General features: G+C 71.0%; 11 protein-coding genes. 6 read left to right on the top strand and 5 right to left on the bottom strand.

The genetic code is table 11. The features are described 5' to 3' along the window. Window positions 1-89: 89 nt before the first annotated feature. From G6048_RS04905 to G6048_RS04915, 3 genes are all read left to right on the top strand, one after another. Complete coding sequence (locus tag G6048_RS04905; protein WP_165338185.1) at window positions 90-767, top strand: uracil-DNA glycosylase; 678 nt, start codon at window positions 90-92, stop codon at window positions 765-767. Then, complete coding sequence (locus tag G6048_RS04910; protein ID WP_165338186.1) at window positions 764-1,804, top strand: N-acetylglucosamine kinase; 1,041 nt, start codon at window positions 764-766, stop codon at window positions 1,802-1,804. Before G6048_RS04905 ends, G6048_RS04910 begins: the two co-directional genes overlap by 4 nt. 119 nt (window positions 1,805-1,923) lie before the next feature. Beyond that, window positions 1,924-2,847, top strand: coding sequence for a sirohydrochlorin chelatase (locus G6048_RS04915; protein ID WP_206341176.1), 924 nt, complete (start codon window positions 1,924-1,926; stop codon window positions 2,845-2,847). 90 nt (window positions 2,848-2,937) lie between these two features. Here the strand turns inward: G6048_RS04915 and G6048_RS04920 are convergent, their stop codons facing one another. Then, window positions 2,938-3,978: a lactonase family protein gene (locus tag G6048_RS04920; protein ID WP_165338187.1), complete on the bottom strand. Its 1,041-nt coding sequence runs from the start codon at window positions 3,976-3,978 to the stop codon at window positions 2,938-2,940. 174 nt (window positions 3,979-4,152) lie between these two features. Beyond that, the gene (locus G6048_RS04925) at window positions 4,153-5,652 is read right to left on the bottom strand and encodes an FUSC family protein (protein WP_165338203.1); all 1,500 of its coding nucleotides are present in this window, start codon (window positions 5,650-5,652) and stop codon (window positions 4,153-4,155) included. Window positions 5,653-6,147: 495 nt separating this feature from the next. Here G6048_RS04925 and G6048_RS04930 point away from each other — a divergent pair, with 495 nt between their 5' ends. Next, complete coding sequence (locus G6048_RS04930) at window positions 6,148-6,927, top strand: HAD family hydrolase (protein ID WP_165338188.1); 780 nt, start codon at window positions 6,148-6,150, stop codon at window positions 6,925-6,927. Window positions 6,928-7,255: 328 nt separating this feature from the next. Then, window positions 7,256-8,995, top strand: a complete 1,740-nt coding sequence (locus G6048_RS04935; protein ID WP_165338189.1) for a sensor histidine kinase — start codon at window positions 7,256-7,258, stop codon at window positions 8,993-8,995. Window positions 8,996-9,339: 344 nt separating this feature from the next. On the opposite strand, the gene G6048_RS04940 is transcribed toward G6048_RS04935, so the two are convergent. Then, window positions 9,340-10,392: an aldo/keto reductase gene (locus G6048_RS04940; protein WP_165338190.1), complete on the bottom strand. Its 1,053-nt coding sequence runs from the start codon at window positions 10,390-10,392 to the stop codon at window positions 9,340-9,342. A 322-nt stretch (window positions 10,393-10,714) separates the two neighbouring features. On the opposite strand from G6048_RS04940, the gene G6048_RS04945 reads away from it, so the two are divergent. Continuing rightward, complete coding sequence (locus tag G6048_RS04945) at window positions 10,715-11,062, top strand: DUF1330 domain-containing protein (protein ID WP_165338191.1); 348 nt, start codon at window positions 10,715-10,717, stop codon at window positions 11,060-11,062. A 145-nt stretch (window positions 11,063-11,207) separates the two neighbouring features. Here G6048_RS04945 and narI read toward each other — a convergent pair whose 3' ends face one another. Both narI and narJ read right to left on the bottom strand, forming a co-directional pair. After that, a complete protein-coding gene (gene narI / locus G6048_RS04950) occupies window positions 11,208-11,981 on the bottom strand; it encodes a respiratory nitrate reductase subunit gamma (RefSeq protein ID WP_165338192.1) in 774 nt (257 codons plus the stop codon). Continuing rightward, entirely contained in the window at window positions 11,978-12,661 is a 684-nt protein-coding gene (gene narJ, locus G6048_RS04955; RefSeq protein ID WP_165338193.1) for a nitrate reductase molybdenum cofactor assembly chaperone, read from the bottom strand. Before narJ ends, narI begins: the two co-directional genes overlap by 4 nt. Window positions 12,662-12,756: the final 95 nt, after the last annotated feature.

A 12,756-nucleotide genomic window follows, 5' to 3' on the forward strand; every position in this document is an offset into this window, starting at 1 on the left:
CACCCCTGGCCGTCAACGGACCTATCACGCTTGGCCGTTCCGCGGCCACCGGTTGATGGAGCCCGTCCGGGCGCCAGTAGGGTGACGTCGTGGCTCCACGACCGTTGCATGAAATCGTCGAACCGGGCTGGGCCAAGGCCCTGGACCCCGTGGCCGGACGGATCGCCGAGATGGGTGACTTCCTGCGCGCGGAGATCGCCGCGGGACGCACCTATCTCCCGGCCGGGCCGAATGTGCTCCGCGCCTTCCAGCAGCCCTTCGACGACGTCCGGGTCCTCATCGTCGGCCAGGACCCTTATCCGACACCGGGACATGCGGTGGGGCTGTCGTTCTCGGTCGCACCCGAGGTGCGTCCGCTGCCCGGCAGCCTCATCAACATCTACCGCGAGCTGAGCAGTGACTTGGGGCTGCCGCAGCCGTCCAACGGCGACCTCACGCCCTGGTCCGAGCAGGGTGTGCTGCTGCTCAACAGGGCGCTCACCACAGCCCCGCGCCGTCCCGCCGCGCACCGGGGCAAGGGCTGGGAAGAGGTCACGGAACAGGCGATACGGGCGCTGGCCGGGCGTGGGCGGCCGCTGGTGTCCATCCTGTGGGGGCGCGACGCCCGTAACCTCCGTCCGCTGCTCGGTGACCTGCCGTCGGTGGAGTCGGCGCATCCCTCGCCGATGTCGGCGGACCGCGGCTTCTTCGGTTCGCGCCCGTTCAGCCGCGCCAACGACCTGCTGGTCCGTCAGGGCGGCGCACCCGTGGACTGGCGGCTGCCGTGACCGGTCCCGGCGAGACGTCGGGCGTACTGGGTGTGGACTCCGGAGGTTCGGGCCTGCGGGCCGTACTGGTGGTCAAGGGTGGCCAGGACGGCCGGAGTACGGCTCCGCTCGAGTCCAGAGAGCCGGTGCGCACGGGGCCGCGCGGCATCGACGCCGGGCACCTTGTGGAGCAACTGGTGCCGATGGCCCGGCAGTTGATGGCGGACGCGGGGATCACCACGCTCGCCGCCGTCACCGTGGGGGCCGCGGGTTACACCTCGCTGGGTGACTCCTTGCGCGCCGACCTGCCGTCCGCGCTGGCCCGCGAACTCGGCGTGCGCAGGCTCGCGCTGGCCGCCGACGGGGTCACCGCGTACGTGGGCGCGCTGAGGCAGCGGCCGGGTGCGGTGGTCGCGGCCGGCACCGGTCTGATCGCGATCGGCACGGAGCTGACGAGCTGGCGCAGAGCGGACGGCTGGGGCCATCTGCTGGGCGACAACGGCGGCGGCGCGTGGATCGGGCGGGCCGGACTCGACGCGGCCCTGCGCGCGCACGACGGACGGTCCGGGGGCTCGGCCCGGCTCCTGGCGCGCGGCGAGGAGATATTCGGCCCTGCCGACACCTGGCCCGGGCAGCTCTACCCGCGCACCGACCGCCCCGCCCTGCTCGCGTCCTTCGCACCCGAGGTGGCCGCCTGCGCGGACGGCGACCCGGTGGCCACGGACATCCTGGCCGAGGCCGCCCGGCACATCGCCGACGCGGCCCACGCGGTCTGCCCCACCAGTGGCGAGGTCACCGGGGAGGTCCAAGTCGCCCTTACGGGTGGACTGTTCAAGATGGGCGACCCCCTGCTCGTACCCCTGCGTGCCGCGCTGACGGAACGGCTGCCGTACGCGCGCCAGGTTGCGGCCGCGGGCGATCCGCTCGCCGGCGCCGTACACATCGCCGCCGACCTGGCCGAGGACCGGCTGACGCTGCCGCGCGAGGAAGACATGCTGCACGTGATCGCGGAGACCCTCGCGCCCGAGGCCCTCACACCCGAGACCCCGGCACCTTGATCCGTACGTACGCAAAGAGATCAATCCGTACGTAACTCATCAGACAAAACCGGACGTATACCGCTCACCTGCACCCTCCCCGAACAGGGGAGCCCCAAAAACCAGTAACATGCGGCGCCATGAGCTCCCCCACTGGGCCCGAGTCCGGCCTGCCAGTACGAATGCCGCGACCCCGCCAGCCCGGGCGGCACCGCCGTCCCGAGCCGCTGTCGGCTCCCGAGGGCGCGCCCGCGCTGCTCCTCGCGGTGCCCGGCACGCCCAGCGGTGCCGTGCGCAGCCTTGCCGACGAGGTCGTGAGCATCGCACGCTCCGAGCTGCCCGGACTCGACGCCCGGATCGGGTACCTCGACGGTGACGACTCGGAGTTCCCCACGCTTCAGTCGGTGCTCGTGCACGCCGCCGAGGAGCGCACCGCCCGCTTCGAGCAGGCCCGCGCCGCCGGTGTGGACGTCAGGGAGCCGGAGGGCCCCGTCGCCGTGGTCGTGCCGCTCCTCGCAGGCCCGGACAACGCGCTGCTGCGCCGTATCCGCCAGGCAGTTATGGAGAGCCGTGTCGCGGCCGAGCTGACCGATGTGCTCGGCCCGCACCCGCTGCTCGCCGAGGCGCTGCACGTCCGGCTGTCCGAGGCGGGTCTGGCGCGCGCCGACCGCGCCCGCCTGTTCACCGTGGCGACGGCCGCGGACGGCATCATCCTGGCGTCCGTGGGTGGCGAGGAGGCCGTACAGGCCGCCGGGATCACCGGCATGCTGCTCGCCGCCCGCCTCGCCGTGCCGGTGATGGCGGCGGCGCTCGACGAGGAGGGCGCGATCGCCTCCACCGCCGAGCAGCTGCGCTCCTCCGGCTCCCAGCAGCTGGCGCTCGCGCCGTACCTGATCGGTCCCGAGCTCGACTCGACGCTGCTCCACGCGGCCGCGAAGGAGGCGGGCTGCTCCGCCGCCGAGGGGCTCGGCGCGTACCCGGCGATCGGCAAGCTCGCGCTCTCCAAGTACACGACGGCACTGGGCATCGCGCCGCAGCAGCCGCAGGGCGCGCCGGTGCGCTGACGCCGGCACACACCCTCACGTACGACGAAGGGCCCGCTCCTCTCGCAGGAGCGGGCCCTTCGTCGTGTCCGCCGTCGTATGGGCCGGCTGCTAGTCGAACACCACGCACGACGCCGCGGGCGCCTCGATGGAGCCGCCGCGACGCGGGATGCCGGTGTCCGGGTCGAGCCCGAACCAGGTCACGTCGCCGGATCGCTCGTTCGCCACGTACAGGAAGCGCCCCGAGGGGTCGAGGGCGAGCGCGCGCGGCCAGTTGCCGCCGCAGGACACCGTGATGACCGGGCGAAGCTCGTCCGCGTCGGCCGCGAGCACGGAGAGGACGTCCTGGCCCCGGGTGGCGGTCCAGACGAAGCGGCCGTCGGGCGACACGACGATGCCCGAGGGATACGCGTCGCCGTCCGGGGCGACCGGCAGTACCGGCGTCTCGCCGACCGGCCGCAGGCTGCCCTCGGCGGCGTCCCAGCGGCAGACGGTGACGGTGGGCGCGAGCTCGTTGACCACGTACGCGTGCTCGCCGTCCGGATGGAACGCCAGGTGGCGGGGCCCCGACCCGGGACGCAGCGCGATCTCGCGGTGCACGGTGAGCGCCCCGTCCCGCAGCGCGCACACCCGTACGGAGTCCGTGCCCAGGTCGACGCTCACGGCCCACCGCCCGCTCGGGTCGGGCTGCACCTGGTGGGCGTGCGGGCCCTGCTGACGCGGAGTGTGCGGGCCCGAACCGGCATGCCGGAGCACCCCGGACGCGGCGCCCTCCAGAGTGCCGTCGGCGCGGAGGGGCACGACGCTGACGCTGCCGGAGCCGTAGTTGGCGGTCAGGACGTGCCCGGCGTGCACGCAGAGGTGGGTGGGTCCGCTGCCGTCGACCGGGACCGGCGGGCCCGCGCGTTCCGGTTTGTCGCCCTTGACGCGGAACGCGGCCACCGCGCCCTCGGCGGTCTCGCTGACCGCGTAGAGCATGTCCCCGGCGGGCGACAGCGCGAGGTACGAGGGGTCGGGGACGCCGTCCACGCTGCCGAGGGCCGTCAGCGCGCCGTTGTCCTCGTTTAGGGCCGCGGCGAGGACACCAAGTCCTCCTGCCGCCGTGAACGAGCCGATGAACGCACGCCGTTGCCGTCTGCCGCCGTATGCCACTGCCGTCCCCTCTCGGTACCGCGCTGTCGGGGCGACGGTAGCAGCAGACGATCAAAGGACTGGACCAAGCCGATCGCCTTTGTGTGACCGCTTGGTGCGTGCTCACGCCCTCGGTTGAGCGCCTGCCCGTCAGAGAGCGTCGCACCTGAGTCGAGTGGCGCCCTTTCCCGCGGTTCAGGAACCGACCAATGGAGAGCGCGGAGAGGTCCCAAGCGGCATCGCCAGCTCCGACAGGGCCTTCTCCAGGCCGTGCAGATGGACGAGGGCTGACTCGGTTTCCGGCTGATGGGGCGTCTCGCGGGTGGCGGTCGTCACCCGCCTGCTCCGCATCTCGCCGACGGTGAGGGCCTCCACAGCGGCCTCGACCCGCCAGCAGGCAGCGGCCAGACGGGCGTCATTCGACGCGGTGGGGTCGGTGGCAAGGGAGACCAGACCCCGCACCTCGCGGGCGCAGTCGTCGAGCAGCTCGATGACGTGACGGGCGCGCGCCTTCCGAGCACGGAACGGGCTCAGCGGGTGCACCAGCGGGGCGACTGACATCCGTACCCGGCCGAGCAGCAGCTCCAACTCGGCGGCGTGCGGGGCCGGGTCGGCCTCGGCGTCACCGGCGAGGCGAGCCGCCGCCTCGGCCGTGGCGGCGTGCACGCAGTGCAGTGCCCGCTGGATCCAGGCATCGTTCGTGGCATGCGTGGTGACCGGCAGCACGAGAACCACGGCCAGCACGGCACACACAGCGCCCACACCGGTCTCTGCGAGCCGGAGCACGAGCAGGCTGGGGTCCAGCACGCCCAGCAGACCGTAGAGCAGACCGACCATGACCGTCACCACCAGCATCATCCAGGAATACGAAACGGCGGCGGTGTAGAAGATCCCGAAGACACAGATGGCGACCAGTCCGGCCGTCGGCGCGGGCGCGCCGTCCAGCGGGATGGCGACCAGCAGACCGACGGCTATACCGATCAACGTGCCGAGGACACGGCGGAAACCGCGGACCAAGGTCTCGCCGCGGGATGCCGTGTTGACGAAAATCCACCATGCGGTGCCGACGGCCCAGTACCAACGGTCTTCGGAGAGCACCTGCCCGACGGAAAGCGCGAGCGCGCAGGCAGCAGTGGCCTGGAACGCTTGCCGGGTGGTGGGCCGCGCCAGGCCGGTGCCGGGCAGGGCCGGCGGAGCTGCGGTGGGCGCGGTACGGCGCTCGATGGGCCAGAATACGAAGCGCACGGCGCCGACCGCCAGGAGGGCCAGGCCCACGGCGGCGTACAGCTCGGGCAGTTGGGCGGGGGCGGCGTGCAGGAACTGCGTGATGAAGAAGTTCATGAACGCGAAGATCCCGAGCGCGTGGCCGCGCGGGCCCCAGCGGCGAGCGTAGACCCCGCAGAAGACGACGGCCAGGAACGCGGCGTCGCGGGCCAGGGTGATGCCGTGCAAGGTGGTGGCGAGCGCCAGCAACGGGAATCCGGCGGTGGGCAGCAGGGCTGTGGTGATCCGCTGGTCACGGACGGTCGCGTCGGTGACAGTGAAGAGGGCGAGCAGTGCCGCGAGCCCTCCGGTGATCGACGCGGTGAGCGAGAGCCCGCACAGCTCGGACACGGCGACGGCTACGGCGACACCGATGACGGCACGGGTCGCGTTCCTCAGTCGCAGGCGCCCCGGGTCCGGAGCAACGAACATCTTCTTCACAGCGGTCGGCCGCCCCCTTGCCGTGGTACGCGCCGCATCCGTGGCAGTCCGGGGTGGTGGACAGCGAGCAGACACAACGAAGGCACCGCGGTCCGGATCCGGCCTCGTCGCCGTCCGGCGCTACGCGGCGCCGCAAGTACATGGATAAGGCCAAGATAGCCACTCTGGGCCCACTGGCTCAACTGTCATGCCATTGGCTGCGCCAATGGCACAGCTGATCAGCCTCGGTGTCGACTGATGGGAGGCCAACGGGTCAGACATCACCCAGGTCCTGGGCCGCACGTGGCCTCGATTCCGGCTCACAGCGAGCCCGTCTGTCCAGCAGCCGTAAACCGACCGCCCGTGAACACCGAACCTGCTTGCGGACCGACCGTATATAGCAGCGAATCCCCGGCACCGGCTGTCCACCCCCCGCCCGCGGCGAAGACGAGCTTTCCCCAAGGGCTGTCCCGCAAGCGCCCGCTCGCCGCCTGGCATGATCGACGCGTGACCAGTGAACCTGGGCGGCCGGGCCGCACGAAGTACGTCCTGTTCGATGTCGATGGCACGTTGATCGACGCGGTGAGCAACCAGCGCCGAGTCTGGGCAACCTGGGCAGAGCGGTACGGGCTGGATGCTGAAGAGGTCTACCGGGTGGCTCTGCAGACGCGACCGATGGAGACGTTCGCTCAGGTCGCTGCGGACCAAGATCCGTGCGAGTGCCTGGCCACGCTGCACGAACTGGAGGACGAAGACGTCCGATCCGGCGTCTACGCGGCTTTCGACGGCGCATCCGAGCTACTGCACGGCCTGCCACCGGGGTCTTGGGCGTTGGTGACCTCGAACTACGAGCACAGGGTGCGCGGCCGTTTCCTGCGGACAGGCCTGCCTGTGCCGGACGTGATCGTGGACGCGGCTGCTGTCGAGGAGGGCAAGCCCTCTCCCGTCCCCTATCTGCGAGCCGCTGCGCGGCTTGGAGCCGAGCCGGGAGACTGCCTGGTCATCGAGGACGCCCCGTCCGGAGTGCGGTCCGGGCTGCGTGCCGGGATGACGGTGTGGGGCGTGAACGCCGCTGTCGCGGTGGACGGCGTGCACCGCCAATTCGCCAGTCTGCACGAGGCCGTATCGCACATCCTGGCCTTCATATCCGGCCCTCACACTTCATCGTCGACCGCGTCTTCGTACTGGACGCCCCCGAGCACCCAAACCCTGTCTTCTCCTGCCGCCTCTTCGTCGCCCGACACAGACCATGCGTCACGAGGCCGCCCGCGCACCACATGGCGGTGAACCCATGGCCGACACCATCTCGATCCGCCATGCCCCCCACGCGGTACGCCCGACACCCAGGAGAAACACGTGATAACGCGCCGCCTCGGCCAGGGCCGTTCGTCTCGGAAGAGCCGAATGGCATCCACACCGCAGGGTGGCATTGACCGGACCCTGGGACGGGGCGTGGTGGGCGGCGACGGCTTGGACCTCACGCCACGCTTCGGTCACACCCGGCATAGGGCCATAAGATCTGGGGCGGCCGTTTAATACAGGCGTTCGGGTGCCAGCAGGGCCGTTCGGGCATGATGAGGAGGTGCCAACGGCACCTGTTCCAGAGGGAGTGGGAATGGCGGAGAGCCCAGCACAGGGGCGCAAGGGCCTCCCGACGGCGCCCCAGTTGCGGCTGGATGAGCTCCTGGAGGGGCTGCAGGCACAGGTGGAACAGGTCCGCGCGGCCCGGGACCGAGTGCACACCCTGCTGGACGCGGTCCTCAGCATCGGCACCGATCTGGATCTCGACGTGGTGCTGCGGCGGATCACCGAGTCCGCGGTGGCCGTGGTGGACGCGGAATACGGGGCGCTGGGGGTGCTGGGCGAGGAAGGCAGGATCAAGCAGTTCATCACCGTCGGTATCGACGAGGACACCATCAAGACGATCGGCCACTATCCCGAAGGTGAGGGCATCCTGGGGCTGCTGATCAGGGAGCCGGAGCCGCTGCGCCTTGCCGACCTCGGCGCACATCCCGAGTCGGTGGGCTTCCCCGCAGGACATCCGCCGATGACGACGTTCCTGGGAGCGCCGGTGCGCGTACGCGACCGGGTCTTCGGAAACCTGTATCTGACCGACAAGCGCGGCGGGGCGCAGTTCGACGACGATGACGAGGCAGTGCTGCGCACGCTCGCGGCAGCGGCCGGTGTCGCCATCGACAACGCCCGCCTGTATGACGAAACGCGTCGCCGGGAGCAGTGGCTGGCGGCGAGCAGCGAGCTGACCCGCAGCCTGCTGTCGGGAACCGACACCGACCAGGTCCTGCACCAGATCGCCGCCACCGTCAGAAAGCTGTCCGGCGCCGATCTGGTGACGCTGGCGGTGCCGTTCGAGGGCGGAGACGAGCTGGTCATCGAGGCCGCCGACGGTGAGGGCGCCGAGCAGGTGCACGGACTGGTGCTGCAGGCCACCACGCTCGCCGCGAAGGTCTACCACTCCAACGAGCGGGTCACCAGCAGTGCGCTGTCCGCCGAGCCGCAGGCAGGTGGCGGATCAGCGGCACAGCTCGGCCTGGGGCCGGGGTTCCTGCTCCCGCTGGGCGGCGGCGAGAACGTGCGCGGGGTCCTGCAGGTCGCGAACCTGCCCGGTGGCGTGGAGTTCTCCGACGCCACCATGGCGATGATCGACGGCTTCACCGACCAGGCCGCACTCGCCCTGGAGATCGCCGAGCACCGGCGCGAGGCCGAGCAGCTCATGGTCCTCACCGACCGCGACCGCATCGCCCGCGACCTGCACGACCTCGCCATCCAACGGCTGTTCGCCTCCGGGCTGACCCTCAACTCCGTCCTCGGCCGCATCTCCGACCGGCCCGAGGCGGCCGAGCGGGTCCAGCGCGTGGTCGACGACCTCGACGACACCATCAAGACCGTACGGGGCACGATCTACGCGCTGCGTGAGCGTGACCGTTCCGACGGGCGCGGGGGGCTGCGAGCGAAGCTGCTGGCCGAGACCGACCAGGCCGCCGCCGTGCTCGGCTTCACTCCCGCGCTGCGCATGACCGGTCTGCTGGACACCGACGTACCCGCAGGGCACGCCGAGCACCTGCTCGCGGTGCTGCGCGAGACCCTCTCGAACGCCGCCCGGCACGCACACGCCACCGCGGTGGAGGTCACCGCCGAGACGGACGGCAGGCGGCTCCATCTGCGCGTCGCGGACAACGGCGGGGGCATCGACCCGGCCGTCACCCGCCGCAGCGGCCTGGACAACCTCCACCGCCGCGCCACCGACCTGGGCGGCAGCTTCACGCTCACACCGAACGAACCCACCGGCACCATCGTGGAATGGACCGTGCCCCTCCCCTCGCAGACGGAAGCCTGAGCCCCCACCCGGGAGCGCTCAAAGCGCCGAGGAGGGCGCCTGCGGCGTCGGAAGCGGACGGACGGCGCAAGCCACGCCACGACCTGGCTTGCCCGGCAGGGCAGTCGCCCAGTTTCGGGTAATACGCCTCCCGGTTGGAGCCGCCGCGGGTGTCCGCGTGTTCGGTGTGCCAGGCATCGGCGGTGTCATGAGCGGCGATCAGCAGCACCAGGTAGCCCTCGTCCGGGTGCCTGCGGGGCGGGGCGGGTGCCCGGTTCGCGGGCACGGGAATCAGCGGATCGACCACCTCCGGTGACCCATCCGCCTGCCCCACGCCGTGATGCCCGGACTCTCGAACGACAGGCTCAGCCCGCGGCCGCCCGCTCCCCAGCCGGGCGCCTGCGCAACGCCTGCTCGGTGAGTGACGGCGGCTGCCAGACACCGTCGGCCCGATAGAGATCGGTACCGGGCGCCACGATCTCGTCGATACGGTCGAGCACCGCGTCGTCGAGCAGCAGGTCAACTCCCTTCAGCAGCGAGGTGAGCTGGTCCATGGTGCGTGGACCGATGATCACCGACGTGACGGCCGGGTGCACCAACGGAAAGGCGACGGCCAGTTCCGGCAGGGTGCAGCCCACCTCCTCAGCGAGGGTGACGAGTTGCTCGGCGGCCGCGAGCTTCGCCGCGTTGCCCGGGACGGCGGGGTCGAAACGGTGCGGAGTGAGCTTGGCGCGGCCGGTGGTGAGGTCGACGGGCCGGCCCTCACGGTAGGCGCCGGACAGAAATCCCGAGGCGAGCGGTGACCAGGTCAGCACTCCCATGTCCAGGCGCTGCGCGGTGGGCAGCACGGACCGTTCGATGCCGCGCGCGAGAATCGAGTACGGCGGCTGCTCGGTGCGCAGCCGCATCAGTCCGCGCCGCTCCGCCACATGGTGAGCCTCGACGAGGTCCTCGGCGGGGAACGTGGAGCAGCCGAACGCCCGGATCTTGCCTGCCCTCACCAGGTCGCTGAGGACGGACAGCGTCTCCTCGATGTCGGTGGTGTGGTCAGGACGGTGCACCTGGTAGAGGTCGATCCAGTCCGTGTCCAGGCGCCGCAGACTGTCCTCGACGGCCTTGAGGATCCAGCGGCGCGAATTGCCGCTGTGGTTGCGTCCCTCCCCCAGCGGAAAGTGCACCTTCGTGGCGAGCACGACGTCGTCGCGTCTACCCTTGAGCGCCTTGCCGACGATCTCCTCGCATTCGCCGGCCGAGTACATGTCGGCGGTGTCCACGAAGTTGATGCCGGCGTCGAGCGCAGCGTGGATGACGCGTGCGCTGTCCTCGTGGTCAGGGTTGCCGACGGCACCGAACATCATCGTGCCGAGGCAGTGTGTGCTGACCTCGATGCCGGTCTTGCCGAGGACTCGATAGCGCATGCCGGTACTCCGTCGCAGGCGGGGGCGGGGGCGGGTTGGGAGCGTCAGCCTAGGACTTGGAGTGCACTTGACGGCAAGGGCACGGGGAGGTTCTGTCGGGCCGCGTTGTCAGTTGCGCTCCCCTCCGGAAGTGATGGGCATACGGGTGTGTCACGCGCGGCGAAGGCCGCGGATACGCAGCGCAGTGGTCTGCGGCGTAGTGCCGACCGAGGCGGCTGGTCGCGCTGCGGGCCGGGGGCGATTACCTGCCAGGTCATCGCCCCCGGCGCAGCTGAATGCCACGATCAACTGCGTACGGAACCCGACCGACCGGAAGGACGCCATGCCTGCCTATGCCATAGCTCACCTGCAAGAGGCCGCCCCGCACCCGGACATCGCCGAGTACATCGAGCGCGTGCCCGCCACCTTCGCACCGTACGGCGGCCGCTTCCTCGTACACGCCACACAGCACGAGGTGAAGGAGGGCAGCTGGCCCGGGCACGTCGTGGTGATCGGCTTCCCCGGGATCGCCGAGGCGCGGTCCTGGTGGGACTCCCCCGCCTACCGGGAGATCGCTCCGCTGCGCTCGCGGCACATCGAGGGCGACATCATCCTGGTCGAAGGCGTCCCCGAGGACTACGACCCGACTGCCACCGCAAAGGCCATGCGGGAGGCCCTGCCTGCCGATTGAGCCCCGGGCCCGGGCCCGCAGCGCGCCCCACGCTCCATCGGTGCAGGGCCGGACGCCGGAACACACGGCGCCCCCGAACTCAGAGGGTGTCGACTCCTTCATCCGTCCTGGCGGCGGGATCACCGCGGGTCGGTGGCTCGGCTGTTCAGGACCCCACACGGTCCCAGCCGCGGCGCGGGGCGCGGGCACCGAGCTGGGTGTCGCGGCTGCGGTAGACGATGTAGGGCCGGGTCAGGTAGCCCAGCGGTGCGGTGAGCATATGGACGAGCCGGGTGAAGGGCCAGGCCGCGAACAGCAACAGGGCGCTGATCGCGTGCAGTTGGAACAGCACCGGGGCGCCGGTCATCAGGTCCGGGTCGGGCTGGAGGTAGAAGATGGAGCGGAACCAGGGGGAGATGGTCTCGCGGTAGTCGTAGCCCCCGCCGACGACGTTCGCGGCCACGGTGGCGGCCAGGCCGAGCACGATGGTGACGGTCAGGGAGAGGTACATGGCCTTGTCGTTGCGGGTGGTGGCCGAGAACACCGGGCCGACGGTGCGGCGGCGGTAGATCAGGATGGCCAGGCCGCCGAGCGTGGCGATGCCCGCGATGGTGCCCAGCACGACCGCGCCGATGTGGTACGTGTGCTCGCTGATCCCGGCCGCCTCGGTCCAGCTCTTGGGGATGACCAGGCCACCGATGTGGCCGAGGAGCACGACGAGGATGCCGAAGTGGAACAGCGGGCTGCCGATGCGCAGCAGCCGGTTCTCGTACAGCTGGGAGGAGCGGGTGGTCCAGCCGAACTTGTCGTAGCGGTAGCGCCAGACATGCCCGAGAACGAACACCGCGAGCGCCACGTATGGCAGCACGACCCACAGCAGGATGCCGCCGGTGCCGGCCTCGACCGCCAGGCTGACGGGTGGCTGCGCGGGTGCGGTCATCGGGGACCTCCTACGACGGGATCGGGCAGGAACACAGGGGCTGACACGGGGGCCGGGCCGGGTGCGGGCATGGGGGGCGCGTACGGGTCGAGGCCGACCTGTTCCTCGGGCGGGCCCTGGGCGGCCAGGCGCATGACGGCGGTGCGTTCGTCGCCGGCAAGGGCGGGCAGGGTGGCGGAGACGGAGTACAGGACGTGTGCCCAGGGCGAGTTGGCGTCGCGCAGGGCCAGGCGCAGGAGTTCCAGGCCGGCGCGGTGATCGGTCAGCAGCCGGGAGCCGAGGGCGGGTTCGGTGGCGGCGAATTCGAGGACGACGGCGAGGTGGTCGGGCAGTTCGTCGTCGGTGATCTGCCAGCCGGCCTGCGCGTAGGTCTGCTTCAGGCTCAGCAGGGCGGTGCCGCGTTTCCGGGTGTCGCCGTGCGCGTAGTAGGTCAGGAAGAGGCAGCAGCGTTTGCGGTGGTCGAAGGTGGCGACGTAGTCGGCGGACAGCTCCTGAAGAGGGGTACGGGCGGCGTGTTCGGCGAAGCGCACGAGAGGTTGCGCGATCGGTTTCGGCTGAGTGGCGGCGACCTTGAGGGCCAGAGTGAGGCGGTCGGCGAGTTGGTCGTCGGGGTAGGCCAGCAGCAGGGACTGGGCCTGCCAGGCCAGGGAGTTACGGGCCTCAGCGGCGGCGGACTTCATGACACGGAGCCCTTCTCGTCGTCCGCGGCGGGTGGGAAGAGGCCGGGTGCGGCATCGTCGGCATGATGCACGCGGCCGGCGACTGGTGGCTGGGC

It is taken from the genome of Streptomyces ureilyticus (genome assembly GCF_011045025.1).
Classification (GTDB): domain Bacteria; phylum Actinomycetota; class Actinomycetes; order Streptomycetales; family Streptomycetaceae; genus Streptomyces; species Streptomyces ureilyticus.

What these genes read in the sequence shown, in the direction of transcription:
- G6048_RS04940 (WP_165338190.1), bottom strand. Translation starts at nt 10,392, where the DNA reads ATGCGCTATCGAGTCCTCGGCAAGACCGGCATCGAGGTCAGCACACAC.
- G6048_RS04925 (WP_165338203.1), bottom strand. Translation starts at nt 5,652, where the DNA reads ATGTTCGTTGCTCCGGACCCGGGGCGCCTGCGACTGAGGAACGCGACC.
- G6048_RS04945 (WP_165338191.1), top strand. Translation starts at nt 10,715, where the DNA reads ATGCCTGCCTATGCCATAGCTCACCTGCAAGAGGCCGCCCCGCACCCG.
- G6048_RS04915 (WP_206341176.1), top strand. Translation starts at nt 1,924, where the DNA reads ATGAGCTCCCCCACTGGGCCCGAGTCCGGCCTGCCAGTACGAATGCCG.
- narI (WP_165338192.1), bottom strand. Translation starts at nt 11,981, where the DNA reads ATGACCGCACCCGCGCAGCCACCCGTCAGCCTGGCGGTCGAGGCCGGC.
- narJ (WP_165338193.1), bottom strand. Translation starts at nt 12,661, where the DNA reads ATGAAGTCCGCCGCCGCTGAGGCCCGTAACTCCCTGGCCTGGCAGGCC.
- G6048_RS04935 (WP_165338189.1), top strand. Translation starts at nt 7,256, where the DNA reads ATGGCGGAGAGCCCAGCACAGGGGCGCAAGGGCCTCCCGACGGCGCCC.